The organism is Pseudonocardia ammonioxydans, from assembly GCF_900115005.1.
Classification (GTDB): Bacteria; Actinomycetota; Actinomycetes; order Mycobacteriales; family Pseudonocardiaceae; genus Pseudonocardia; species Pseudonocardia ammonioxydans.
In genome coordinates, this window is the sequence record NZ_FOUY01000002.1 from 1 (window position 1) to 24,597 (window position 24,597).

At 73.6% G+C, this 24,597-nt stretch carries 20 protein-coding genes; 6 read left to right on the forward strand and 14 right to left on the reverse strand.

Going from position 1 to position 24,597, the window contains the following annotated elements:
• Window positions 1–1,612 (forward strand): HNH endonuclease signature motif containing protein (locus BM093_RS35720; RefSeq protein ID WP_483880037.1); only part of this gene is annotated, 1,612 nt, incomplete at its 5' end.
• 198 nt (window positions 1,613–1,810) lie between these two features.
• On the opposite strand, the gene BM093_RS02610 is transcribed toward BM093_RS35720, so the two are convergent.
• The 9 genes from BM093_RS02610 to BM093_RS02650 all read right to left on the reverse strand — a co-directional run bounded on the left by BM093_RS02610 (window position 1,811) and on the right by BM093_RS02650 (window position 12,907).
• A complete protein-coding gene (locus BM093_RS02610; RefSeq protein WP_143105235.1) occupies window positions 1,811–2,827 on the reverse strand; it encodes an electron transfer flavoprotein subunit alpha/FixB family protein in 1,017 nt (338 codons plus the stop codon).
• 2 nt (window positions 2,828–2,829) lie between these two features.
• Complete coding sequence (locus tag BM093_RS02615) at window positions 2,830–3,630, reverse strand: electron transfer flavoprotein subunit beta/FixA family protein (protein WP_093336666.1); 801 nt, start codon at window positions 3,628–3,630, stop codon at window positions 2,830–2,832.
• A gap of 7 nt (window positions 3,631–3,637) precedes the next feature.
• The gene (locus tag BM093_RS02620; RefSeq protein WP_093336668.1) at window positions 3,638–6,154 is read right to left on the reverse strand and encodes a GcvT family protein; all 2,517 of its coding nucleotides are present in this window, start codon (window positions 6,152–6,154) and stop codon (window positions 3,638–3,640) included.
• A gap of 24 nt (window positions 6,155–6,178) precedes the next feature.
• A complete protein-coding gene (locus BM093_RS02625; protein WP_093336670.1) occupies window positions 6,179–7,873 on the reverse strand; it encodes a formate--tetrahydrofolate ligase in 1,695 nt (564 codons plus the stop codon).
• A gap of 32 nt (window positions 7,874–7,905) precedes the next feature.
• Complete coding sequence (locus BM093_RS02630; RefSeq protein WP_093336673.1) at window positions 7,906–8,778, reverse strand: methylenetetrahydrofolate reductase; 873 nt, start codon at window positions 8,776–8,778, stop codon at window positions 7,906–7,908.
• A gap of 5 nt (window positions 8,779–8,783) precedes the next feature.
• On the reverse strand, window positions 8,784–9,995 hold the full coding sequence (locus BM093_RS02635; protein ID WP_093336676.1) for a glycine cleavage T C-terminal barrel domain-containing protein: 1,212 nt from the start codon (window positions 9,993–9,995) through the stop codon (window positions 8,784–8,786).
• A 222-nt stretch (window positions 9,996–10,217) separates the two neighbouring features.
• Entirely contained in the window at window positions 10,218–10,700 is a 483-nt protein-coding gene (locus tag BM093_RS02640; protein WP_093336678.1) for a hypothetical protein, read from the reverse strand.
• Between the two features lie 100 nt (window positions 10,701–10,800).
• Window positions 10,801–11,427 (reverse strand): pyridoxal 5'-phosphate synthase glutaminase subunit PdxT, encoded by a 627-nt coding sequence (gene pdxT / locus BM093_RS02645; RefSeq protein ID WP_093336680.1) that lies wholly within the window; start codon window positions 11,425–11,427, stop codon window positions 10,801–10,803.
• Between the two features lie 73 nt (window positions 11,428–11,500).
• Window positions 11,501–12,907 carry an NAD-dependent malic enzyme gene (locus tag BM093_RS02650; RefSeq protein WP_093336682.1) on the reverse strand — a complete coding sequence of 469 codons (1,407 nt, stop codon included), beginning with the start codon at window positions 12,905–12,907 and terminating at the stop codon, window positions 11,501–11,503.
• 133 nt (window positions 12,908–13,040) lie between these two features.
• Here BM093_RS02650 and BM093_RS02655 point away from each other — a divergent pair, with 133 nt between their 5' ends.
• A complete protein-coding gene (locus BM093_RS02655; RefSeq protein ID WP_093337425.1) occupies window positions 13,041–15,161 on the forward strand; it encodes an elongation factor G in 2,121 nt (706 codons plus the stop codon).
• Here BM093_RS02655 and BM093_RS02660 read toward each other — a convergent pair.
• Window positions 15,158–16,414, reverse strand: a complete 1,257-nt coding sequence (locus BM093_RS02660) for a DUF4032 domain-containing protein (protein ID WP_093337429.1) — start codon at window positions 16,412–16,414, stop codon at window positions 15,158–15,160. The genes BM093_RS02655 and BM093_RS02660 overlap by 4 nt on opposite strands.
• Window positions 16,414–17,445: a LacI family DNA-binding transcriptional regulator gene (locus BM093_RS02665; RefSeq protein WP_093336684.1), complete on the reverse strand. Its 1,032-nt coding sequence runs from the start codon at window positions 17,443–17,445 to the stop codon at window positions 16,414–16,416. Before BM093_RS02665 ends, BM093_RS02660 begins: the two co-directional genes overlap by 1 nt.
• Before the next feature lie 238 nt (window positions 17,446–17,683).
• Here BM093_RS02665 and BM093_RS02670 point away from each other — a divergent pair, with 238 nt between their 5' ends.
• Genes BM093_RS02670 through BM093_RS02685 form a run of 4 tightly spaced genes read left to right on the forward strand, consistent with a single transcriptional unit; the run spans window position 17,684 to window position 22,029 of the window.
• Window positions 17,684–18,979 (forward strand): extracellular solute-binding protein, encoded by a 1,296-nt coding sequence (locus BM093_RS02670; protein ID WP_093336687.1) that lies wholly within the window; start codon window positions 17,684–17,686, stop codon window positions 18,977–18,979.
• Window positions 18,976–19,941 (forward strand): carbohydrate ABC transporter permease, encoded by a 966-nt coding sequence (locus BM093_RS02675; protein WP_093336689.1) that lies wholly within the window; start codon window positions 18,976–18,978, stop codon window positions 19,939–19,941. The genes BM093_RS02670 and BM093_RS02675 overlap by 4 nt, the downstream gene beginning before the upstream one ends.
• On the forward strand, window positions 19,941–20,774 hold the full coding sequence (locus tag BM093_RS02680; protein ID WP_093336691.1) for a carbohydrate ABC transporter permease: 834 nt from the start codon (window positions 19,941–19,943) through the stop codon (window positions 20,772–20,774). The genes BM093_RS02675 and BM093_RS02680 overlap by 1 nt, the downstream gene beginning before the upstream one ends.
• Before the next feature lie 37 nt (window positions 20,775–20,811).
• Complete coding sequence (locus BM093_RS02685; protein ID WP_093336693.1) at window positions 20,812–22,029, forward strand: ABC transporter ATP-binding protein; 1,218 nt, start codon at window positions 20,812–20,814, stop codon at window positions 22,027–22,029.
• Between the two features lie 4 nt (window positions 22,030–22,033).
• On the opposite strand, the gene BM093_RS02690 is transcribed toward BM093_RS02685, so the two are convergent.
• Genes BM093_RS02690 through BM093_RS02700 form a run of 3 tightly spaced genes read right to left on the reverse strand, consistent with a single transcriptional unit; the run spans window position 22,034 to window position 24,593 of the window.
• Complete coding sequence (locus tag BM093_RS02690; RefSeq protein WP_093336695.1) at window positions 22,034–23,497, reverse strand: DUF2867 domain-containing protein; 1,464 nt, start codon at window positions 23,495–23,497, stop codon at window positions 22,034–22,036.
• Window positions 23,498–23,544: 47 nt separating this feature from the next.
• Window positions 23,545–23,853 carry an AzlD domain-containing protein gene (locus BM093_RS02695; protein WP_093336697.1) on the reverse strand — a complete coding sequence of 103 codons (309 nt, stop codon included), beginning with the start codon at window positions 23,851–23,853 and terminating at the stop codon, window positions 23,545–23,547.
• Window positions 23,850–24,593: an AzlC family ABC transporter permease gene (locus tag BM093_RS02700; protein WP_093336700.1), complete on the reverse strand. Its 744-nt coding sequence runs from the start codon at window positions 24,591–24,593 to the stop codon at window positions 23,850–23,852. Before BM093_RS02700 ends, BM093_RS02695 begins: the two co-directional genes overlap by 4 nt.
• Between the last annotated feature and the right edge of the window lie 4 nt (window positions 24,594–24,597).

The window sequence follows — 24,597 nt, forward strand, 5'->3', positions numbered from 1 at the left end:
CAGCCTGCATACGCTGAGCCACGAGGAGATCGTCGCGGTGATGCTGGCCCGGGCCACCGCACCCGACCCGGACACCGGCGACCCGAGCGGCACCGGTACCGACTCGGCCATCAGCACCGACACCTCCGACTCGGCCTCGGGCACCGGCACTGACTGCGGCCCCAGCTCACCATCCGGGTCCGACACCGGCTCCAACGCCGGCACCGGGATCGCTGCGCAGCATGGCGGCAGTCGCGAGCAGGGTGCCGACGACAGCGACAGCGACAGCGACAGCGACAGCGACGAAGCCGGCCACGACGACAGTGGCCGGCCGAGCCGGGCCGGCACCGAGGCCGACGGCGATACCGACAACCCCGACGAAGACGACGAAGACGACGACGGGACCAGTCCCGGGGCCTCTGGCTCCGATGCCGGAGGCGACACCAACGGTGCCGATGGCCCCGATGCGGACGCCGGTTCGGACTCGGATTCTGAGGCTGCCGACGAGGGTGCCGACGACGGGGACAGCGACGACGGGAGCGACCTCCCCGAGCCCGAACCCGATCCTGATCCTGATCTCGGCGAAGGGGACTCCGGCGGCCCGCACGATGACGGTCCCGATGGAGGCGGTCCCAGCGGCGGCGGTGGTGGTCCCCGTGGGGGCGGCCCCAACGATGATGGTGGCGGCCCTCGTGGCGACCGTTCCGGTGGTGGCGGCGGACGCCCCGTCCCGGAACGCGCCCGGCCGGGTATCGAGATCCGGCTACGCCTGTCCACCCTGCTCGGCCACGACGACCACCCCGGTGAGATCCCCGGCCTCGGCCCGATTCCGGCCCACACCGCCCGCGACTGCCTGGCCCGCCAGCAGTACGCCGAGTGGCGCTTCGCCATCACCGACGCCGACGGCTACCTGATCCTGGCCGGCACCACCCGCCGCCGCCCACCCCGACAACCCGGACCGGGTGGGCGTCCACTGATCCGCCAGGCCCACGGCGGCACCGTCGAACTGCAGGTCCCCGCCACCCTGCTCGAACAGCTCGCGGTCGACCCGCCACCCGGGTGGGAACCGTTGATCGCCGACCTGGCCGCCCAGTACGCCGACCGCGCCACCCTGCTGGCGGAGTTGGATCGGCGCTCCGGGGAGCGGTTCCCGCACCCGGCGCTGCGGCGTCACGTCGAGGTCCGGGATCGCACGTGCGTGTTCCCCGGATGCCGGCGTCCGGCGCGCAAGGCCCAGCAGGACCACACGGACGATCACCAGTACGGCGGGCCGACGACCAGCGATAATCTCGGCCCACTCTGCGTGTTCCACCATGCGATCAAGACCGCCGGACGCTGGCGGGTGCGACAACCGGTGCCGGGGGTGTTCCGGTGGCGCAGCCCGTTGGGCTGGTTCTACACCACCCGGGGTGAGCCGGTGTGTCCACCGTTGCCCGACCCGCTACCCAACCCCGAAGCCGAGGTCGGGCAGGTCGAGGCCGTGCCGGGACTGGGGAGTCCGTTGCAGGCCGAGTTCGACGAACGGCCCCCGTTCCCGACCCCACCCGAGGAACCCGAACCGGAGGAACCGGCCGAGGAACCCGAACCGACCGAGACAACCGACCGCGCATCACCGGACGAGCCGCCGTTCTGACGCTACCGACGCACGGGAGCCGCACCACACCGTGGTTCCCTGCGCCGGGATGGCCCGAATCCGACCACGATGAGTCGAGGTGCCCGGCCCGCCACCACCGCGCCGACCTGCCAGTCGGCCACGAACGCCACGAGCACCGGCTCGACGAGCTCCGACCCGTGCCCGCCCGCGCGCCCGGACCGTCGGCCCCGGCACCGGCTACCTGTCGGCCACCCCCACCGGCACCGGATCCGGACGGTCGACCGTCCCCGACCGCGCCCGGATCTCCTCGATCACTGCAGGCAGCACCTCGTGCAGATCACCGAGCACCGCGTAGGTCGCCCGCGTCACCATCGGAGCCTCCGCATCGATGTTGATCGCGAGGATGGTGCGCGCGTTCATGCACCCCACCCAGTGCTGGGTCGCACCACTGATCCCGCAGGCGATGTAGAGATCCGGGGCGATCTGCGTCCCGGTCAGACCCACCTGGTCGCTGTGCGAGCGCCACCCGTTGTTGGTCGCCACCCGCGAGCAGCCGACCGCACCTCCCAGCAGCGCGGCCAGTTCCTCCAGCACGGCGTAGCCGTCGGCGCTGCCGACCCCGCGCCCACCGGAGACGACGACCGGCGCGGTGGCCAGCGAGACGCCCTCGGCACGCGGCACCCGCTCGACCACCCGGGTACGGGCCAACACCGGGTCCAGCTCGGGCACGAACTCGACGACGTCCGGAGCCGGTGCCGGCGCCTCGGAGGCGGAGGCGGAGGCGGCAGGTGCAGAGGCGGAGCCAGAGGCCGCCGCCCCCGGCGCCACGGTCGCGAGCACGACCGGAGCGGTCAGTTCGGCGTCCTCGAGCAGCACCCCACCACTGCGGACCCGGGTCAGCGACCACGGCTCCCCCGGGCACAGCGCGAGACACCGGGTGGCCAACGGCAGGCCGGCGCGGGCCGCGGTCTGGGCGAGCACCTCGTCACCCCGCTCGGTCGCCGCGGCCAGCAGCCCGGCCGGGTGCACGGCGGCCAGGAGCTGGACCAGCGCCTCGCCCAGCGCCTCCGGCGCGTGGTCGGTGAGCAGGTCGTGCCGGAGCCGGTGCACTCGTCGCACCGCGAGGCCGTCGGGCACGGCCCCGGTCGTCACTACCTCCACCGCCAGCCCGGTCGCGTGAGCGACGGCGAGCACGTCCCCGGTGCCCGGCCCGGGCGTGCCGTCCGCCTCGGTGTCGATCAGTACCAGCAGCATCGTCACACCACCCCCAGCTCGGCCAGTACGTCGACCACGGCCGGCGCGGCCGCCGCCCCGCTGCCGAGCACCACGGTCTCGGGCCGGTCCTCGCGCGGGCGCCGCAGCGCGACCGTGCGCAGCCCACCGGCCGCCGGCTCGCCCGGCACGGTGCGCAGCGGGGCCTTGCGGGCCCGCATCCGTCCGGTGACCGCCGGGTACCGGGGCACGTTGATGCCCTCCTTCACCCCCACCGCGGCCGGCAGCGGCACCCGGTAGATCTCGATCCCCGCGGGCGTCCCGCGGCGGAGCTCCAGCCCCGAGTCGTCGAACCGGATGCCCTTGACCCCGGCGACCATCGGCAGCCCGAGCGCGCAGGCGACCCGGATCCCGGCCTGCGCGTTCCCGGCGACGGCCGAGTCGGTGCCGAACAGCAGCAGGTCGTAGCGGGTGTCGGGGGCGGACCGCAGACCCGCGAGGATCGAGGCGGCGGTGGGTTCCGGGTCCAGCTCCTCGGTCGGGACCTCCACCAGGACCCCCTCGTCGGCCCCCATGGAGATCGCGTACCGGAGCTGTTCGGCCGCGTCCGGCGGGCCGACGGTCAGGACGGTGACCCGTGCGGTGCCACCGGCCGCCCGGTGCGACTCGGCGATCCGGACGGCCTCCTCGACCGCGCACTCCTCGTGCGGCCCCATCGTGAACCCGAGGTGGCGGGTGTCGATGGCCAGCCCGTCGTCGGTGAGGGCGATCCGTGCCCCGACCGCCGGGGTGCGCTTGATGCACACCAGCACGTCGCGGCGTTCCGGTTCCGCCGTCGTGCTCATGAGCCGGTCACCCCCGCATCCGGGTGTCGTCGGGGTCGAACACCGGCCGGCGTCCCACCCGCAGCACGGTGACCGGGTGGTCGTGGCCCAGGTAGCGCACGGCCAGCCGGGCCCCCTCGACCGCCCGCTCCGGCGGCAGGTACGCCATCAGCAGGTGGCGGCCGAGCGACGGGGCCGCGCCGGCCGTCGTCACCACCGAGGGACGCCCCCTGCGGTCGACGATCCGCGCGCCGTCCGCGGTCACGATCGGCTCGCCACTCTGCGGCACCCGGTGCGTCCCGTCCGCGCCGGTGTGGTCGTCGACGGCGAGCGTGCACATCGTCGCGGCCGGTGCCTGCTCGCGGGCACGCAGGTAGGCGTCCTTGCCGACGAAGTCGGCCGCCTTCACCCGCGGCAGTGCGAGCCCGGCCTCGACCGGGTCGTGCTCGGAGTCCAGCTCGGCGCCCATCAGCCGGTAGCCCTTCTCCAGCCGCCCGGTCGTGCCGTAGACGCCGATCCCGGCCGGGACGACGCCGAGCGGGCCGCCCGCCGCCCACAGCTCGTCCCACAGGCGACGGCCCTGCTCGAACGGCGCGTGCAGCTCCCAGCCCAGGTCACCGACGTAGGACACTCGTAGCGCCAGCACCGGCGACCCGGCAATGGTGATCCACTTCGCGCGGCCGAACGGGAAGCCCTCCGCCGAGACGTCGTCGGGGGTCACCGACGCGAGCAGGTCCCGCGCGCGCGGGCCCCACACCCCGACCGTGCACACCGCCGAGGTCACCTCGGTCAGCACCACCCCGCCCCCGGCCGGCAGGTGCGCGTCGAACCAGGCCAGGTCCCGGGGCCCGTCCGCGGCGCCGGTGATCATCCGGAACCGGTCCGGCGCCAGCCGCACCACCGTGAGATCGGAGCGGAAGCCGCCGTTCGGCGCCAACACCGGGGTGTAGACCATCCGCCCCACCGGCTTGTCGACATCGGCCACCACCAGCTGCTGCAGGTACCCGCACGCGCCGGGCCCGGCCACCTCGAACTGGGTGAACGCCGACAGGTCGATCATCGCGACCCGCTCGCGCATCGCCAGGTGCTCGGCGTCGATGATCGGGGACCACCAGCGTGCGTCCCACTCGTGCGGCCGGTGGGAGATCCGGCCGGCGAACTCGTCGAGCAGGCCCACGTTGGACTCATACCACTGTGGACGTTCCCAGCCGCCGGTCTCGAAGAACACCGCGCCCAGGCCGGTCTCGGCCGCGTGGAACGGGGACAGCCGCCGGTCCCGGTCACCCGCCCACTGCTCGCGCGGGTGCACGATCCCGTAGGTCTTGTTGAACCCCTCGGACGCGCGCGCCCGCACGTGCGCGGGCGTGCGCTGGTGCGGGCCGAAGCGGGCGACGTCGGCGCCGTGCAGGTCGATCTCGGCGACCCCCTCGGTCATCCACTCGGCGAGCATCCGGCCGACACCCGGACCCTCCTTGATCCACACCGCGGCGGCCGACCACAGGCCGTCCGCCCCGGGGACCGGCCCGAGCAGCGGCGCACCGTCCGGGGTGAGCGAGAGCAGCCCGTTGATCGCGTGCCGGATCCCGGCACCGGGCCGGGAGAGGATCTCCGGGAACAGCTCGAGGGCCTGCTCGAGCTGCGGGTCGAAGTCCTCCTCGGTGAAGGGCAGCTGGGTCGGGGACAGCGCCGCGGCCGCGATCGAGGGGATCTCGTCGGGCTCGTGCAGGATCGGCCGGTGGGCGTACGACCCGATCTCCAGGTCGGGCCCGGACTGGCGCTCGTACATCAGCGCGTCCATGTCGCGGACGATCGGATAGGCGATCTCGCAGCGGGTCCGTTCCAACTCCGGGATCGGGCCGACGTCGATCATCTGGTGCACCGCGGGGGTCAGCGGCAGGGCCACCCCGGCCATCCGCGCGATCCGCGGGCTCCACACCCCGCAGGCGACGACGACGGTGCCGGTCTCGATGTCACCGGCGTCGGTCCGCACCCGGGCCACGCGCCCGTCCGCGGTGTCGATCCCCAGCACCTCGGTGCTCGCGCACACGGTCAGCGCGTCGAGCTCCTGGGCGCGCTCGCGCATCAACGCGCCGGTCCGCAGCGGGTCCACCACCCCGACCGACGGCGTCCAGAACCCGGCGAGCACCGGCGAGGGGTCGAGGAACGGCACCCGCCGGGCGACCTCGCCGGGCGGGATCAGCTCGGCCGCCACACCCCACGCGCACGCCGAGGACATCCGCCGGTGCAGCTCCTCGACCCGTTCCCGCGTGCGGGCGATCTCGATGCCGCCGCAGGTGGTGAGCGTGCCGAACTTCTCGTACTGGCGCATCGAGTCCAGCGTGAGCGCGGTGATCTCCTGGGAGTGGTCGACCGGGAAGATGAAGTTGGACGCGTGCCCGGTCGAGCCACCCGGGTCGGGCAGCGGCCCCTTGTCCAGCAGCACGATCCCGCGCTGCCCGCGCTCGGCGAGGTGGTAGGCCAGCGAGTTGCCGACGATGCCGGCGCCGATCACCACGACGTCGGCCCGGTCCGGTGGTGTGGTCATGGCGTCCTCCTTCGACTCCGCCGGTCAGGACAGGCCGACGATCTCTCCGTCCGGCCCGATGTCGAGCCGCTCGGCGGCCGGGCTCGACGACAGGCCCGGCATGGTGCGCATGTCACCGCAGATCAGGTAGACGAACCCGGCGCCCGCCGAGACCCGCACCTCGCGCACCGGCAGCCGCCACCCCGTGGGTGCCCCGGGCCGCGCCGGGTCGGCGGTCAGCGACAGGTGGGTCTTGGCGATGCACACGGGGAGCCGGCCGAAGCCCTGGCGCTCGCAGGCCTCGAGCTGGCGGCGCGCGAGCGGTGCGAGGTCGACGCCGTCGGCGCCGTACATCCCCCGCGCCACCGTGTCGATCTTGTCCAGCAGCGGCAGGTCGTCGGCGTAGAGCGGGCGGAACCCGGCCGTCCCGTCGGTGCAGGCCTCCTCCACCGCCGTGGCCAGGTCGGCGGCACCGATCCCGCCCTTCGCGACGTGGTGGGTCACCGCGGCCCGCGCCCCCTCCTCGGCGGCCACCTCCAGCACCGCCCGCAGCTCGCTGTCGTGGTCGCCGGGGAAGGCGTTCACCGCGACGACCGGCGGGATGCCGTGCGCCCGGACGTTCGCCAGCTGCCGGCGCAGGTTCACCGCCCCGGCCAGCACGTCGTCCGGGTTCTCCCGGGCCATCTCCTCGGGCAGCGGACGCCCGGCCACCACCCGGTACCGGCCGGAGTGCGCCTTGAGTGCCCGCACCGTGGCCACGACGACGGCGGCGTCGGGCACCAGCCCGGACGCCCGGCACTTGATGTTGAAGAACCGCTCGGCGCCCATGTCGGCACCGAAGCCGGCCTCGGTGACGAGGTAGTCGCCGCACCGGATGCCGATCAGGTCGGCGACCACCGACGAGTTGCCGTGCGCGATGTTGCCGAATGGTCCGCAGTGGACGAACGCGGGCGTGTGCTCCATGGTCTGCATGAGGTTCGGCTTGATCGCCTCGCGCAGCAGCACCGCCATCGCCCCGGCCGCCTTCAGCTGCTCGGCCGTCACCGGCGCCCCGTCCCGGTCGGTCCCGACGACGATGCGGCCGAGCCGGGCACGCAGGTCCGGCAACGACGTGCACAACGCGAGCACCGCCATGACCTCGCTCGCGGCGGTGATGTCGAACCCGGTCTCGCGCGGGACGCCGTCGGCATGCCCGCCGAGGCCGGTCACGACCCGGCGCAGGTCCCGGTCGCACAGGTCCAGCACCCGCCGCCAGCTGATCGAGAACGGGTCGAGCCCGGACGCGTTGCCCTTGCCCAGGTGGTTGTCCAGCATCGCCGCGAGCAGGTTGTGCGCCGCGGTGACCGCGTGCAGGTCCCCGGTGAGGTGCAGGTTCACCGTCTCCATCGGCACGATCTGCGAGTAGCCGCCGCCGGCCGCGCCGCCCTTGATCCCGAGCGTGGGGCCCATCGAGGGCTGCCGGACGGCGATCACCCCGCGCCGTCCGATGTGCCGGAACGCCTGCCCGAGCCCGATCGTGGTGGTGGTCTTGCCCTCGCCCAGCGGGGTGGGCGTGATCGCCGAGACCACGACGTAGCGGCCCGGTGGCCGGTCCGCGAGGTCGGCGGCGGCGTCGAGCGAGACCTTGGCGACCGCGTGCCCGTACGGTTCCAGCCGGTGCGCGCCGAGCCCCACCTCGGCCGCGATCTCCGGCAGCGGCCGCAGCGCGGCGTTGCGGGAGAGCTCGAGATCGGACGGCATGACCCACCCCCTCGTGGTGTCGCCGGCGCGCGTCAGGACGCCGCGCGTCGTCGCGCCTGCTGCACCCAGCGCAGCGTGGACTCGACCTGGTTGAACGTGTAGAGGTGCAGCCCGGCCGGACGGCACCGGCCCGCCGCGACGTGTGCGCCGAGCCGGCGCACCAGCCCGTCCGGCCGGTAGCCGTTCGGACGCAACAACTTCCCGGCGATCGAGCGGTGCGACCGCAGGAACCGGACCGAATCGCCCGCGCCGACCCGCAGGCTCATCCGCAGCAGCCGTCCGATGTCGACCGCCCCCGGCACCCCGACGACGATCGGCAGCCCGATCCCCCGCGCCCGGGCCGCGGCGGCGAACGCGCAGACCGTGTCGGCGTCGAAGCACAGCTGGGTGACCGTGTAGGTGGCGTGGGACTGCTTGTCGCGCAACGCCGCCCACAGGCGGTCGTCGTCGATCAACGGATGTCCCTCCGGATAGGACGGCAGCCCGACGTCGGTCATCGGGTGCCGCAGCTCCGCCATCGCGGTGAGCAGCGCGAGCCCGTCCGGGAACTCCCCCGCCGGCTCCCGCGCGTCGCCGCCGACCACGAACACGTCCCGCACGCCCGCGGCGTCCAGCCGGTCGAGCACCCCGGCCAGCTCGGCGCGGTCGGTGAGCTGCCGGGCGGCGAGATGCGGGACCGCGCGGAACCCGGTGCGGGACAGCGCCTCGGTCAGCGAGACGGTGGCCTCGACCCCCCGGTTCGGGGACGCCGTGACCGTGACCGTGGAGCCCGGCGGCAGTGCCGCCGCCCGGTCGAGCGTCCCGGGCAGCGGCAGCAGCTCGTAGCGGGCCCCGGTGAGCAGGTGCGCCGTGGCGCCCCGGCGGTGTGCCGAGGCGGCACGGCGACCCGGGATCGGTGCGCCCATCGTGCTCAGCCCTTCGGGGTCTCCTTGGACGGGTCCACGAACGGCTTCGGCACGACGACGGCCCGGCGCGGCCCGTCCGGCAGGCGCACGTCCAGCTCGGTGCCGAGCCCGGCCAGGCCGACCGGCACCATCGCCAGCCCGATGTTGCGGTCCAGCCGCGGCGACCAGCAGGCGCTGGTCACCCGCCCGACCACGGTGCCGCCCTCCTCGACCGGATACGGCTCGATCATGGACCCGTCGTTGAACGAGCCGAGCCGCGCGCCGTCGATCTCGATGCCGGCCAGCTGGCGGGAGACCCCCTCGGCCCGGATGCGGGTCAGGGCGCTCTTGCCGACGAAGTCCGCCGCCTGGTCGAGGTCGACCATCCAGCGGTAGTCGTAGCCGACCTCGAGCGGGTTGGTGTCGAGGGTGATGTCGCAGCCGTAGGCGAGCATCCCGCCCTCGATCCGGCGGATGTGGCACGGCCCGATCGTCCGCATCCCGTGCGGCCGGCCGGACTCCCACACCCGGTCCCACAGCGCGGACGCGTTGCGGGTGGCGTCGTGCAGGTAGATCTCGTAGCCGATCTCGCCGGTGTAGCCGGTCCGGCTGACCACGACGTCCATCCCGTCCAGTGTGTACGCGCGCATCCCGTAGTACGGGATGTCGAGCACGCCGTCACCGAACAGATCGGTCATCACCGGCTTGGCCTGCGGGCCCTGGATCTGCACCGGGGCGACGTCGACCTCGCGGATCGTGACGTCCCAGCCGCCCGCGTGCGCGAGCCCCATCGCCCACAACCGGGCGTCACTGTCGGCGAGCGAGAGCCAGAACCGGTTCTCCTCGAGTCGCAACAGGACGGGGTCGTTGACGATGCCGCCGTCCGGTGCGGTGAGGAAGACGTACTTGCACTGGCCCACCGCGCACTTGGTGAGGTCGCGGGGCACGAGGTGGTTGGTGAAGTCGAAGGCCTCCGGGCCGGAGATCTCCAGCTGCCGCTCCACCCCGACGTCCCACAGGGTCACGGCCTCGAGCAGCGCGTGGTACTCGGCGATCGGGTCGCCGTAGTGCCGCGGGTGGTAGGTGTGGTTGTAGACGCTGTACATCGCCACGCCGTGGGCGCGTGACTTCCAGAAGTACGGCGAGGTCCGCAACCGGCTGTAGAGCAGGATGCCCGGCGCATCGGTGCCCCGGGGCTCCCGCGAGGTGGTCTGGGGGGGTTCAAGTACGTCCGTCATGCGGATCGCCTCGTCATCCGGATCGCAGCGGTGGAATCGGAGAGTTGCGTATCGCGCAAAGCGAGAGGTGCTCGCGCAACAGCAGTGTGCGCAGTCCCACTCCCCCACGTCAAGGGCCGATTTTCACACCGCCGGCGGGGTGATTCGCCGCCCCGCCACGAGTGCCGGAGTTGCGTACAGCGAAGCTACGGGCAGCGATACGCAACACCGGCACCGGCGGGGTCAGGCCGCCGTCCGCGCGGTTCCGGTTCGGCGGAAGAACGTACGGGCGGCGGGGTGGAACAGCAGTGCGAGCGCCGCGAACACCGCGAGCAGGTGCAGCACCCGCAGCCCGGCCGCGGCGAGCTCCACTGTGGACGCGGACGCCAGGAAGCCGGCCGGCGAGGCGCCCGCCAGCATCGCCGTCACCGGGTCGACGACCAGTGACAGCGTCCCGATGACACCCAGCAACCCGACGACGGTCCACCGGATCACGTTCCGCCCGCTGCGCAGCTGCACGACCAGCACGGCGAGGGCCAGGTAGATGCCGGCCCGCCCGGCGATCTCCGTCCCGGACGGTGGCGCCTCCCCGGCGAGGCGGACCAGGGTCTCGGCGAACCCGGCGAGGATGGCGGCCAGCCACAGCCCGACGCTCAGCGTCACGGCGGGCGGCGGAGCGGGGCGGTCGGTGCGGGCGGTGCGGCGGATCGTGGCGGGCGTGCTCATGCGGACCTCCTCGGGATCGGTCCGACCAGCCTCACCCGGATCTCCCCGCCGCCCCAGACGGTCCGCCCCCGGCCGCCGGTGGGGCCCGCCCCACCGGCGATCAGGCCGCGCGCACCATGTCCACGAACAGCGCGTGCACCCGCCGGTCCCCGGTCAGCTCCGGGTGGAACGAGGTCGCCAGCACCGGTCCCTGCCGGACCGCGACCGCCTGTCCGGCCGCCTCGCCCGCCGCCCGGCCGTCGCTGGTGACGTGCGGGACGGCGGCGAGCACCTCGACGTCGCCGCCGGTCTTCTCCACCCACGGGGCCCGGATGAACACCGCGTGCACCGGGCCCCCCGGCAGGCCGTCGAACTCCAGGTCGGTCTCGAAGGAGTCGACCTGGCGGCCGAAGGCGTTGCGCCGCACGACGACGTCGAGTCCGCCGAGCTGGTGCTGGTCGGGCCGGCCGTCGAGGATCTCGTCGGCCAGCAGGATCATGCCGGCGCACGAGCCGTAGGCGGGCAGGCCGGCGCGCAGCCGCACACGCAGCGGGTCGAGCAGCTCGAACACGTCGAGGAGCTTCGACATCGTCGTCGACTCGCCGCCGGGCAGCACGATCCCGTCCACGGCGTCCAGTTCGGACGGCCGGCGGACCGGCAGCGCCGTCGCACCCGCCGCGGTCAGCGCGGCGACGTGCTCACGGACGTTGCCCTGCAGGGCCAGCACACCGATGGTCGGGGACGACATGGCCCCAGGGTAACCCCGCTCGACCAGCACGAACGCGCCCGCACGAGGTGAGCCGGCGCACGCGGGCGGCGGGTCAGCCCGCCGAGACCTCGCCCTCGCGCGCCTGCTTCGCCGCCGCCGCGCGCAGCGCCTCCGCCACGGCCGGGGCCACGCTCTGGTCGAACACGCTCGGCACGATGAACGACGGGTTCGGCTCCGCGACGACGTTCGCGATCGCCTCGGCCGCGGCGAGCATCATCCCGTCGGTGATGTCGTGCGCCTGCGCGTCGAGCAGCCCGCGGAACACCCCGGGGAACGCCAGCACGTTGTTGATCTGGTTCGGGTAGTCCGAGCGCCCGGTCGCGACGACCGCCGCGTGCTGCATCGCGACCATCGGGTCCACCTCCGGGTCCGGGTTGGCGAGCGCGAAGACGACCGCGTCGTCGTTCATCGTGGACAGTTCCTCGGCGCCGAGCAGGTTCGGCGCGCTGACCCCGATGAACACGTCCGCACCGGCGACGGCGTCGGCCAGCGAACCGGTCCGGCCCTCGGGATTGGTCTGCTCGGCGATCGAGCGCAGGTTCTCGTCCATGCCCTCGCGGGCCGGGTGGACGATCCCGTCGACGTCGACCGCGATCACGTCCGCGGTCTCCTCCGAGCCGAGCAGCCGGATGATCGCCGAGCCGGCCGCACCGACGCCGCAGACGACCACGCGGACGTCGGAGAACTTCTTGCCGACCACCCGCAGCGCGTTGCGCAGCGCGCCGAGCACGACGACGGCGGTGCCGTGCTGGTCGTCGTGGAAGACCGGGATGTCGAGGAGCTCGCGCAGCCGGCGCTCGATCTCGAAGCAGCGCGGTGCCGCGATGTCCTCCAGGTTGACCCCGCCGTACCCGGGGGCGATCAGCTGGACGGTCCGGATGATCTCCTCGGTGTCCTGTGTGTCCAGACACACCGGCCAGGCGTCCACCCCGGCGAACTGCTTGAACAGCGCCGCCTTGCCCTCCATCACCGGCATCGCCGCGGCGGCGCCGATGTTGCCCAGCCCGAGCACCGCGGAACCGTCGGTGACGACGGCGACGGTGTTGCGCTTGATCGTGAGCCGGCGGGCGTCGGAGGGGTTCTCCGCGATCGCCATCGACACCCGCGCGACACCCGGGGTGTAGGCGCGGGACAGGTCGTCCCGGGTGCGCAGGTTAACCTTGGACTTGATCTCGATCTTGCCGCCGAGGTGGAGCAGGAACGTCCGGTCCGAGACCTTGCGGACCGAGAAGCCCTCGAGGCTCTCCACCGCGGCCTTGATCTCTTCGACGTGCTCGGTGTCACGGGCGTCGACCGAGATGTCGACGACGAGGTGCTCGGTGCGCGCCTCGACGATGTCGAAGGCGGTCACGACGCCCCCGACCCGGCCGACGGCGGCGGTCAGGTCGCCGGCGGTGCTGGGGCGGGAGGGGGCGTCGACGCGAGCGGTGATGGCGTATCCGGGACCGGGAATTGACACGGGGCGGGACAGTACCGCCGTACGTGTGGTTACCGGTGGGTCACCGGTGCGGTCTCCGGTGTGACGACGACCGTCACCCCGGGGTTGTGATCTTCCCGCCGCCGGGTGTGTGATCGCGGTCATACTCCTGGAGGTGGTCGGCGTGGCGGTCAAGGCGGGTCGCGCACCGGCCGGGACCCCCGTCCACACGGCGGTGGGCGACCCGGTCCTGGTGCGCAACGTGGCTCTGGTGGGTCCCACCGGGGCGGGGAAGACGACCCTGGCGGAGGCGTTGCTGGCCCGCACCGGGGCCATCCCGCGGGCCGGCTCGGTCACCGAGGGAACCACGGTCTGCGACCACGACCCGGCCGCGGTGCGCCAGCACCGGTCGGTCGGGCTCACCCTCGCCCCGCTGCAGTGGCGCGACATCACCGTGAACCTGCTCGACACCCCCGGCTACGGCGACTTCCGCGGCGAGCTGCTCGCCGGGCTGCGCGCCGCGGACGCGGCCCTGTTCGTGCTGCCCGCGTCCGAGGGCCGCGACGGGGCCCTGGAGCCGGGCACGGTGACGTTGTGGGAGGAGTGCGCCGGGATCCCGCGCGCGATCGTGCTCACCCGCTGCGACACCGCCCGCGCCGACGTCGAGGCCACCGTCGCCGCCTGCCGGGACGCGTTCGGCCCGGACGCCGTCCCGCTGCACCTGCCGGTCCGCGACGCCGACGGGACCATGACCGGCCTGCACGGCCTGCTCGACGCCGCGGACGGCTCCGGGCCGGCCGGGGCCGACGAGGCCCGGGCGGCACTGATCGAGCAGATCATCGAGCAGGCCGAGGACGAGGACCTGCTGGAGCGCTACCTCGGCGGCGACGACCTGCGGACCGCCGAGCTGGCCGCCGGCCTGCGGACCGCCCTGCTGCGCGGCTCGTTCCACCCGATCGTGCCGGTCACCGCCGCCGGCGCCGCCGGGCCGGACGAGCTGCTGGAGCTGCTCACCTCCGCCTTCCCCACCCCGGTCGACCGGACCCCGCCCGCTGCGTCGGATCCGCGCCCGTCGGGTCCCGACCCGGCACCACCGATGGCCGCCGACCCCGACGGCCCGCTCGTCGCCGAGGTCGTGCACACCGGTGCCGACCCCTACGTCGGGCGGATCTGCCTGGTCCGGGTATACTCCGGGACCCTGCGCCCGGACAGCGCGGTGCACGTCGGCGGCGCGGTCCCGGCGCCGCGGCGCAGCCCCGAGGCCGGACCCGACGAGCAGCACGACAGCGACGAGCGCATCGGCCGGATCCACTCCCCGCTCGGCGCCGTGCTGCGCGAGACCACCGCCTGTGTGGCCGGGGACCTGTGCGCGGTCCCCCGGCTGGAGGCCGTCGTCGGCGACGTGCTGTCCGACCCCGCCCACCCGGTGCACCTCACACCCGGAGCGCGCCCCGAACCGCTGCTGCCGATCGCGGTCACCGCCCGCGACCGCGCCGACGAGGACGCCGTCGCCCGCGGGCTGGCCCGCCTGGTCGCCACCGACCCCGGGCTGCGCCTCGAGCGCGATCCGGAGACCCGCCAGACCGTGCTCTGGTGCGCCGGTGAGGCGCACGCCGACGTGGCGCTGGGCCGGCTGCGGGACGGCGGCGTCGAGGTCGACCTGGAGGAGGTGCGGGTCCCGCTGCGGGTCACCCCGGCCGGGTCCGGCCGGGTCACCGGCCGGCACGTCAAGCAGTCCGGCGGGCACGGACAGTACGCCGTCTGCCAGGTCGAGTTCGCCCCCGGCGAACCCGGCTCCGGGCTGGTGTTCAGCTCCGAGGTGGTCGGTGGCGCGGTCCCCACCCAGTACGTGCCGAGCGTCGAGAAGGGGATCCGCGCGCAGCTCGAACGCGGGCTGCCCGCGGCCGAGGGCGAACCGGCGCACCCGGTGGTCGACGTCGTCGCGCGGCTGGTCGACGGGAAGGCGCACAGCGTCGACTCCTCGGACGCCGCGTTCCAGACCGCCGGTGCGCTCGCCGTGCGTGCCGCCGCCGAGACCTGCGGGCTGCGCCTGCTGGAACCGGTCGACGAGGTGCGGATCCGGCTGCGCGACGAACACCTCGGCGCGGTGCTGGGCGACCTGTCCGCCCGGCGCGGGAAGGTGCTGTCCACCGAGCCGGACGGCGCCGGGCACACCGACGTGCGGGCCGAGGTGCCCCGCATCGAGCTGCTCCGCCACGCCGTCGACCTGCGCTCGCTGACCGCGGGCACGGCGGAGGCGACCCGGTCGTTCGCCCGGTGGGCCCAGCGCAGCTAGGTCTCGTCGTCGATCCGGGGGATCGGGCCGGTCGGCGGGTCCGCGACCGCCGTCTTCGCCGCGGAGTCGGTCGGCGCGCGCCCGCCGAGCCCGGCGAGCGCGGCCGCGGTGCCGACGTCGCGCCCGACCCGCTCGGACAGCAGCCAGCGGACCTCGAGCAGGTCGCAGTAGGCCTGCACGGCGGAGCCGACCCCGCCCAGCTCCCGGTGCGCGGCCCGCATCCCGGGGGTGAGGCATGTGTCGACCCAGCTGCGGGCCGCGACCTGTTCGCCCACCTCGGCGCCCGCCCGCCGGCACATCCACGCCTGGTGCGCGCGCAGGTCGCCGAGCAGGATCTGCGCCTGCCCCTCCCCCGCCTCCAGCCCGGTCAGCCGGCGCAGCTGGTCGCCGTGGAAGTTCCGGTCACCGACGGTGACCTGCAGCCTGCTCCGGTCCTCGCCCACCGGCTGCAGCGAGACCTCGTCGACGACGAAGCCGAGCTCGTTGAGCTCGCGGATCGTGCCCTCCACCCGGTAGCGGTCGCCGAAGGCGAAGACCGGCGCGGCGTGCAGCACGTCCCACAGCGCGCGGTAGCGGTCCGGGAGCGCGTTCGCCTCGTCGATCAGCTCCGGGACGATCTCCGGCGGGCGTTCGAGCCGGGCCGCGAGGTCGATCATCCCGGCGGCGACGTTCTCCACCAGGATGTCCAGGTCGTGCTCGCGCTGGCCGTCCGAGAGCTCGGGGTGGACCTCGCTGGTCTCGGCGTCGACGAGGTGGGCCTGCAGGCACTGACCGTCCCGCACGAACAGCGTGTTTGCCAGCGAGCAGTCACCCCAGAACACGCCGTTGCGGTGCAGGTCGACCAGCAGCGAGATCATCCCGTCGAACAGCCGGGCCCGCTGGAGCGGACGGTTCGGCGGCAGCCGCATGATCAGCCGCCGGTACTGCCAGGAACCCTGCAGGTAGCGGGTGACCAGCACCGCGGTGTCGTGCTCGGGCTGGTGCACCAGGCCCGCCGGGCGCACCGCGGGCAGGCACTCGTCCTCGAGCCGGCGCAGCACGCGGTACTCGCGGCGGGCGATCCGCTCGGGCATGTCCTTGAGCGCCCACAGCTCGCCGTCGGCCTCCACGAACCGCACCAGGTGCCGGCTCGGGCCGACGGCGATGTCGCGCAGCGGCACCTCGGTCGCCTGCCACTGCGCCAGCGGCAGGTCCCACGGCAACGCCAGCAGCCCCGGGCAGGGCGCGCGCAGGGTCAGCTCGGGCACGGCCATCACGACCTCCTCCACCGGCGGCCCGCCGCCTGCGGCGGTCCGCTGCTCCCCCGGATCACCAGCCGCGTCGGGACCGTCACGACCGGGTCCACCGGCTCGCCGGCCAGCCCGGCCAGCGCCATCCGGCCCGCCAGCTCCCCCTGCTCCGCGGCCGGCTGCGCCACTGTGGACAGATCGGTCATCGCGGCCAGCGGGTGGTCATCGATGCCGACCACCGAGACGTCCTCAGGCACCCGCAGGCCGGCCCGGCGCAACGTCCGGACCGCGCCCAGGGCGATCTCGTCGGAGTGGGCGTAGACCGCGGTCGGCGGGTCGGCGAGCCCGAGCAGCTCACCCATCGCCCGGGCCCCGCTCTCCGGGCTCCAGGTCACGGTGACCGACAGTGCCGGGTCCGGGGTGATCCCGGCGTCGGCCAGCGCCGCCCGGTAGGCCGACGACCGCCCGGCCGGCTGCGCGAGGTCGAGCTCCGGGTCCGCCGCGACGATCGTGCCGATCCGCCGGTGACCGAGATGGAGCAGGTGGTCCATCGCCTGGCGGCCCGCCGCGTGGTCGTCGATCGAGACCGACGGGTGCGAGCCGACCCGGGTACCGGCCGCCACGATGCCGACACCGATCCGGTCGAGCCGTTCGCGCTCCCGCTCGTCGACCCCGAACCCCAGCAGCACGACCGCGTCCGCGCGGCGGCGGGTCGGCAGCTCGTCGAAGAACGCCTGCCGGGAGCCCGCGTCGCCGAGCCGGTAGAGCAGCAGGTCCCGGCCACCCTCCCGGAGCACCGTGCCGAGCCCCTCCAGTGCGGCCCCGAACCACCAGCGGGCCAGGTGCGGCACGACGACGGCGACCCGCCCCGTCGTCCCGCGGGCCAGCCCGGTGGCCTCCGGGGAGGCCACGTACTCCAGGGCCCGGGCGGCCTCCCACACCCGCGCCCGGGTGACCTCGGCGACGTGCGGGTGCCCGCTGAGCGCGCGCGAGGCGGTGGCCGGCGACACGCCGGCACGCCGGGCGACGTCGGCGAGGTTCACCGGCTCGGACACGGGTCCATGTATGCCGAACACTGCAAGCGATTGCAAGAGCAGCGTTACCCCGTCGAGCTGGACCGCGACCGGACGATCGGCAATGCTCGATCGGTGCTGCGGCGATCGTTGTGACCCTTGACACGATCGTGTCGGGGACGCACAGTCACGCCTGCAAACGCTTCCAGCGCCCGCTCGGACGGGCCGGAGGCCCTGCGGTGGTACCGGCGGTATCGGACACGGGAGTTCGGAGTTGACCATGCGTCGCGCACGGTGGAGAAGGGCGCTGGCCGCCGGTGTGGCCGCCGCCGCCCTGGTCGGCCTGGCCGGTTGCGGGGGCGCACCCGCCGGTCCGCCGGTCCTGAACTGGTACATCAACCCCGACGACGGCGGGCAGGCCGAGATCGCCGAGCGCTGCACGGCGGCGTCGGGCGGGCAGTACCGGATCGAGGTCTCGATCCTGCCGCGCCAGGCCGGCGAGCAGCGCCAGCAGCTGATCCGGAGGCTCGCGGCGAGCGACACCTCGATCGACATCATGAGCATCGACCCGCCCTACATCCCGGAGTTCGCCGAGGCCGGGTTCCTCGCCCCGGTCCCCGCGGACGTGGCGCAGCGGACCACCGAGGGCATCGTGAACTCGGCGAAGGAGGGCGCCAGCTGGAACGGCGAGCTGGTGACCGTCCCGTTCTGGGCCAACACCCAGCTGCTCTGGTACCGCAAGTCGCAGGTCGAGGGCACCGGGCTGGACATGTCGAAGCCGGTGACCTGGGACCAGGTGATCGCCGCCGCGCAGGGCGCGGACTCGACCATCGCCGCGCAGGGCATCCGGGCCGAGTCGCTGACCGTGTGGCTGAACGCGCTGGTGGAGTCGGCGGGCGGCGAGATCGTCACCAACCCCTCGCCCGGCGACCCCGAGGGTGTCGAGCTGGGGCTGGACTCACCGGCCGCGACGCGCGCCGCCGAGGTCATGAAGGCGGTCTCCGCGATCGGCGGGCCCGGCTTCTCGACCGCGTCCGAGGACGAGAACTCCAACGCCTTCCAGGACGGCAGCGCGATGTTCCAGGTGAACTGGCCGTTCATCTGGGGCAAGGTCAACAGCGCGGTCGAGGACGGCACCGCGGAACAGGCCACGGCCGACGACTTCGGCTGGGCGCTGTACCCGCAGGTCACCCCGGGCACCCCGTCGGCGCCGCCGTACGGCGGCATCAACCTCGGCGTCGGCGCCTTCAGCCCGAACGTCGACCTGGCCTACCGGGCCACCGAGTGCATCGTGTCCGAGGAGAACCAGAAGCAGTACTTCCTCACCAACGGCAACGCGGCGGCCAAGCTGTCGGTCTTCACCGACCCCGAGGTGGTGGAGAAGTTCCCGATGGCCCCGGTGATCGCGCAGTCGCTGCAGCAGGCGAAGCCGCGCCCGCAGACCGCGTACTACAGCGAGGTCTCCGAGTCGATCCAGCGCAACTACCACCCCTCGGCCGGCATCGACCCGGTCACCGTCGGCCCCGCGACCGCCGACCTGATCAAGGCGGTCCTGGCGAAGGAGGAGCTGCTGTGAGTACGACGGCGGTGGAGTCCGGCACCGGGAGCGGTACGACGCCGACCCCGCCCGGCAACGGCGCCAGCGACCGGGCCCGGGCCGAGCAGCGACTGGGCTGGCTGCTCGCCGGCCCGGCCTTCGTGGTCATGCTGCTGGTCACGGCGTACCCGATCGCGCAGGCGGTCTACTACTCGCTGTTCGACTACCGGCTGACCGACCAGGAGAACATCTCCTTCATCGGGCTGAACAACTACGCGGTGGTCCTGACCGACCAGATCTGGTGGATCTCGTTCGCCGTCACCGTGTTCATCACCGTGGTCACGGTGGCGGTCGAGCTGGTGCTCGGCTTCGCGCTCGCCCTGGTGATGATGAACGCGCTGCAGGCCATCCGGCCCGTGCTGCGCGCGGCCATCCTCATCCCGTACGCGGTGATCACGGTCGTGTCCGCGTTCGCCTGGCAGTACGCCTTCTCGCTGGACTCCGGGTTCGTCAACTCGTGGTTCTCGTGGCTCCCCGGCATCGCGGCGGACACCGACTGGTTCGGTGGGACGTACACGTCGCTGCTGGTGATCTGCCTGGCCGAGATCTGGAAGACCACCCCCTTCATCTCGCTGCTGCTGCTCGCCGGGCTCGCCCAGGTCCCGGACGTGCTGCAGGAGGCGGCGAAGGTCGACGGCGCCACCTGGTGGCAGCGGATGCGCAAGGTCACGATCCCGAACATGAAGGCCGCGATCATGGTGGCCCTGCTGTTCCGGACCCTGGACGCCTTCCGGGTCTTCGACACGGTCTTCGTGATGACCAACGGCGCGAACAACACCGAGACGGTGTCGTTCCTGGCCTACCGGCAGACGATCGCCCGGGTCGAGATCGGGCTCGGCTCGGCGGTCTCGGTGCTGCTGTTCCTGTCGGTCGTGATCATCTGCGTCGGATTCATCAAGGGCTTCAAGGTCGACCTGTCCCAGGCCCGAGGGGAGAACTGATGTCCACCCGCGAGAAGGTCCTGTGGGTCGTGGCCGGCATCGCGATCGTGGTCTACGCCCTGTTCCCGGTGGGCTGGATCGTGTCGCTGTCGCTGAAGTCGTCCGACGACATCGCGAACGGTCAGTTCCTGCCCACCGCCCTGTCCTGGGAGAACTACGAGCAGATCCTCGTGGGCGACGCTGCCGAGCTGTTCCTGCCCGCGCTGCGCAACTCGTTCGGCATCGTGCTCATCGCGACGTTCATCGCGTGCGTCCTGTCGATGTTCGCCGCCTACGCCATCGCCCGGCTGGACTTCACCGGCAAGAAGCTCATCCTGTCCACCGCGCTCGCCGTGGCGATCTTCCCGGTGATCTCGATCGTGACGCCGCTGTTCAACCTGTGGCGCCAGATCGGGCTCTACGACACCTGGCCCGGCCTGATCATCCCCTACCTGTCGCTGACCCTGCCGCTGTCCATCTGGACCATGTCGGCGTTCTTCCGCGAGATCCCGTGGGAGATGGAGCAGGCCGCCCAGGTCGACGGCGCGACGACCTGGCAGGCGTTCCGGAAGGTGATCGTCCCGCTGGCCACGCCGGGGGTGTTCACGACGGCGATCATCGCCTTCTTCATCGCCTGGAACGACTTCGCCTACGGCATCTCGCTCACCTCGACCAGCGCGTCGCGGCCGGTGCCCGCCGCCCTCGGGCTGTTCTCCGGTGCCTCGCAGTTCGAGTCGCCGAACGGCCCGATCGCGGCCGCCGCGGTGATCGTGACGATCCCGGTCGTCGTCCTCGTCCTGATCTTCCAGCGGCGGATCGTCGCCGGCCTGACCAACGGCGCCGTCAAGGGCTGACCTCGTACTTCGCCAGAGAGAAAGGACCCGACCGGCCATGGCGTCGATCGAGATGCGCAACATCGTCAAGAAGTACGGGGACGGCTTCCCGGCCGTGAACGACGTGAGCATGGACATCGCCGACGGCGAGTTCATGATCCTCGTCGGCCCGTCCGGCTGCGGGAAGTCGACCCTGCTCCGGATGATCGTCGGCCTGGAGGACATCACCTCCGGCGACATGGTGATCGGCGGCAACCGGGTCAACGACAAGGCGCCGCGCGAGCGGAACCTGTCGATGGTGTTCCAGAACTACGCGCTCTACCCGCACCTGTCGGTCTTCGAGAACATCGCGTTCCCGCTGCGCCTGGCCAAGGCGCCCGAGGACGAGGTGAAGCGCAAGGTCACCGAGGCCTCGGACGTGCTCGAGCTCGGCGAGCACCTCGACCGCAAGCCGGCCAACCTCTCCGGTGGCCAGCGCCAGCGGGTCGCGATGGGCCGCGCCATCGTCCGCGACGCCGACGCGTTCCTCTTCGACGAGCCGCTGTCCAACCTCGACGCCAAGCTGCGCGGCCAGATGCGCACCGAGATCTCCCGGCTGCAGCGCAGGCTCGGCATCACCACGGTCTACGTCACCCACGACCAGACCGAGGCGATGACCCTCGGCGACCGGGTCTGTGTGCTGCGCAAGGGCGTCATCCAGCAGGTCGCCTCGCCGCGCGAGCTCTACGAGCAGCCGGTCAACCTGTTCGTCGCCGGGTTCATCGGCTCGCCCCCGATGAACTTCCTGCCCGCGACCGTCTCGGGCGCCACGCTGCAGACGCCGTTCGGCCCGATCGAGCTCGACGCCACCCGCGCCGAACAGGTGGCCGGCCGCGAGCTCGTGCTCGTCGGGATCCGGCCTGAGTACTTCGAGGACGCCTCCCTGGTCGACGGGGCGAAGCGGGACCTGGGTACGACCTTCACCGCGAAGGTCGACGTCACCGAGTGGCTCGGCGACTCGCAGTACGCCTACATCCCCTACGAGGCCCCGCCGGAGGTCGACGCCCAGCTCAAGGAGCTCTCCCGGGAGCTCGACTCCGACCAGCTGCGGACCCAGGCCATCGTGTCGATCGACTCGACGAGCCGGATCCGGGAGGGCCGCGAGGCCGAGTTCTGGCTGGACGCGCGGAAGATCCACGTGTTCGACCCGGAGTCCGGCCAGAACCTCACCCGGGACGAGGAGGCCGGTGCCGAGCTGACCCGCATGGCCGCCGAGGACCGGGAGAGTGGGTTGTGAGTGGTTATCGCGGTTCCGACCGCGATAACCACTCACGAGCGGCGTAGCCGCTGAGAGTCCGCGCCATCACCGCGAGGACGAACCGCTGGGTGGGGTAGGCGGCCAGCCAGGCCAGCCGCCCGGCCAGCCCGTGCGGGGCGAACCGCAGGGTCTGGGAGTAGTGGCTGGTCAGGGCACTGGTGCGGCGGACCCGCAGCTCCAGGTGCGCGACCCCGGGCAGCCGGGTCGCAGCGCGCAGCAGCAGCCGGGCCCCGGGCTCGACGGCCTCGACCACCCAGTGGTCCAGCCACTCCCCCGGGACCAGGCCGGGTGCGCCGGCGGGGCCCCGGTGCCGCGGCTGCGCGGCCCCACCACCGAGGGCGTCGAGGATGCCGCTCAGCGTGGCCGTGCCCGGGACGGTGTACCAGCCGTGCTCGCCGCCGAGGTCCTCGATCACCGACCACACGGCGCCGGCCGGCGCGTCGACGTCGCAGGCGTCGGTCGTCTCCCACGCGACCGGCCCGCTGCCCGGCGCGTCCGACCGGCCGGGCCCGGCGGCCCCGGTGCCGTCCAGCGCCCGGCGGACGGCCGTGCGGTACGGCGTGTGCCCGCCGGCCGGCGGGCCGATCAGCGCGTCCAGCGTGGCGATGTCGGCGGGGTCGGCGACCAGCTCGTGGCGCATCGACTCGACCAGCGGTTCCGCTAGCCCGCGCTGCACCGGGGTCAGCGCGGCGACCGCGCGGGCGGTGAGCCGCGGCGCGGACACCGGCACCGGCAGCGACGCGGGCCGGGCCAGGCCGGCCTCGGCGGCGTACTCGCCCATCAGGGACCGGTAGGTGTGGACGTCGGGGCCGCCGACGTCGAACGCCCGGTTCACCTCCGCGGGCAGGTCCAGGCACCCGACGAGCGCGTGCAGGACGTCGTCGACGGCGATCGGCTGGATCCGGTTCCACGCCCGGTCCGGCAGCGGCAGCACCAGCGGGCCGCCCATCGCGACGTCGGTGAGGTGGCGGATCATCTCGAAACTGGCCGAGCCGGTGCCGACGACGATCCCGGCCCGCAGCACGACGGCCGGGGCCGGTCCCGCGAGCAGGATGTCGCCGACCTCGCGGCGCGAGCGCAGGTGCCCCGAGACCCGGCGGGTGTCCGCATCCGGCTGCAGGCCGCCCAGGTAGACGACCCGGGCGGCACCCGCCGCGGCGGCGCCGTCGGCCACGGCGTGTGCGGCGGCGCGGTCGCGGTCGGCGTAGCCGGGGGCGTCCATCGCGTGGACCAGGTGGACGACGGCGTCGGCCCCGGTGCAGGCACCGGCGACCTCCGCGTGGTCCTGCGCGTCGCCGGTGACGACCTCGACGTCGCCTGCCCAGGGGTGCGCCGCGACCTTCTGCGGGGTCCGGGCCAGCACCCGGACGGTGTGGCCGGCGTCGAGCAGGCGGGGCACCAGGCGCGATCCGATGTAGCCGGTGGCGCCGACGACGAGGACGTGCATCCCCCGATCCTCGCCCTCGTGCGCCCCCGGCGCGCGACGGGGCGCGCTCAGGGCAGACCGGCCAGCCGCAGCACGGCCGTGGTCGCCGCGGCCAGCACGACGACCAGCACGAACGGCAGCCGCCGCCAGATCCCGGCGGCGGCCACCGCGACCCCCGCCGGCCGGGCCCAGCCGGCGAACTCCTGCCCCTCGAACCAGGTCCCGGTGACCACGAGCGCGACCAGCAGCGCGACCGCGCCGAGCTCGACGAGGCGGACCGTGCGGTCGGAGAACTCGACCCGGCCGGCCAGGAGCAGCGGCACCAGGCGCATCAGGTACGTGCCGCCGGCGAGGACGGCCAGTGCGGTGATCGTCATGCCCGGCCTCCCGGGCAGCGGGCGTCGCTCGTGCCGGCCCGGGCCTGCACCCCGCCGGGCCGGGCCCGCCGGGCGGCCGCACCGACGCCGAGCAGTCCGGCGAGCACGGGGAGCCCGGCCGGCAGGAACGGGGCGCAGGTGAGCGAGACCGCCGCCGCTGCGCCACCGACCCGGCGCGCGTCGGCGCGGCGCAGCATCGGGACGAGCATCGCCAGCAGCGCGGCCGGGAACGCGGCGTCGAGCCCGAGGGCCGACGGGTCCGGCACGCTCGCGCCGAGCAGCAGTCCCCCGGCGGTGCCGAGCTGCCAGCAGCCGTACTTGATCAGACCGAGGAGCCAGAAGGCACGCCGGGCGCGGCCGGGCTCACCGTCGGTCCGGGCCAGCACGAAGGCCGTCGACTCGTCGGTGATGACGTGCGCGCCGGGGATCCGCGACCAGCCGCCGCCGATGTGGCGGGCCAGGGCCAGTCCGAAGGGCAGGTGCCGCAGGTTGAGCACCAGCCCGGCGACGACGGCGGCCCAGATCCCGCCGCCGGCCGCCAGCACACCGGTCACCAGCAGCTGCGCACCGCCGGCGAAGACCAGCATCGACATCGCCATCGTCGTCACCGGCGAGAGGCCGGCCGCGGGGGCCAGCGCGCCGAAGGACACACCGACCAGGCCGACCGCGACCGAGACGGTCACCGCGTCCCGGACGTCGGCCCGGCTCTGCCCAGATCCTGTTCGCTGCACCGAACGCATGACC

Bases quoted from the DNA above. Each gene is read 5' to 3' on its own strand.
- BM093_RS02635 (WP_093336676.1), bottom strand. From the start codon at position 9,995: ATGACGGACGTACTTGAACCCCCCCAGACCACCTCGCGGGAGCCCCGG.
- BM093_RS02620 (WP_093336668.1), bottom strand. From the start codon at position 6,154: ATGACCACACCACCGGACCGGGCCGACGTCGTGGTGATCGGCGCCGGC.
- BM093_RS02690 (WP_093336695.1), bottom strand. From the start codon at position 23,497: ATGCACGTCCTCGTCGTCGGCGCCACCGGCTACATCGGATCGCGCCTG.
- BM093_RS02685 (WP_093336693.1), top strand. From the start codon at position 20,812: ATGGCGTCGATCGAGATGCGCAACATCGTCAAGAAGTACGGGGACGGC.
- BM093_RS02680 (WP_093336691.1), top strand. From the start codon at position 19,941: ATGTCCACCCGCGAGAAGGTCCTGTGGGTCGTGGCCGGCATCGCGATC.
- pdxT (WP_093336680.1), bottom strand. From the start codon at position 11,427: ATGTCGTCCCCGACCATCGGTGTGCTGGCCCTGCAGGGCAACGTCCGT.
- BM093_RS02670 (WP_093336687.1), top strand. From the start codon at position 17,684: ATGCGTCGCGCACGGTGGAGAAGGGCGCTGGCCGCCGGTGTGGCCGCC.
- BM093_RS02660 (WP_093337429.1), bottom strand. From the start codon at position 16,414: ATGGCCGTGCCCGAGCTGACCCTGCGCGCGCCCTGCCCGGGGCTGCTG.
- BM093_RS02630 (WP_093336673.1), bottom strand. From the start codon at position 8,778: ATGGGCGCACCGATCCCGGGTCGCCGTGCCGCCTCGGCACACCGCCGG.
- BM093_RS02610 (WP_143105235.1), bottom strand. From the start codon at position 2,827: ATGCTGCTGGTACTGATCGACACCGAGGCGGACGGCACGCCCGGGCCG.
- BM093_RS02615 (WP_093336666.1), bottom strand. From the start codon at position 3,630: ATGAGCACGACGGCGGAACCGGAACGCCGCGACGTGCTGGTGTGCATC.
- BM093_RS02700 (WP_093336700.1), bottom strand. From the start codon at position 24,593: ATGCGTTCGGTGCAGCGAACAGGATCTGGGCAGAGCCGGGCCGACGTC.
- BM093_RS02640 (WP_093336678.1), bottom strand. From the start codon at position 10,700: ATGAGCACGCCCGCCACGATCCGCCGCACCGCCCGCACCGACCGCCCC.
- BM093_RS02625 (WP_093336670.1), bottom strand. From the start codon at position 7,873: ATGCCGTCCGATCTCGAGCTCTCCCGCAACGCCGCGCTGCGGCCGCTG.
- BM093_RS02695 (WP_093336697.1), bottom strand. From the start codon at position 23,853: ATGACGATCACCGCACTGGCCGTCCTCGCCGGCGGCACGTACCTGATG.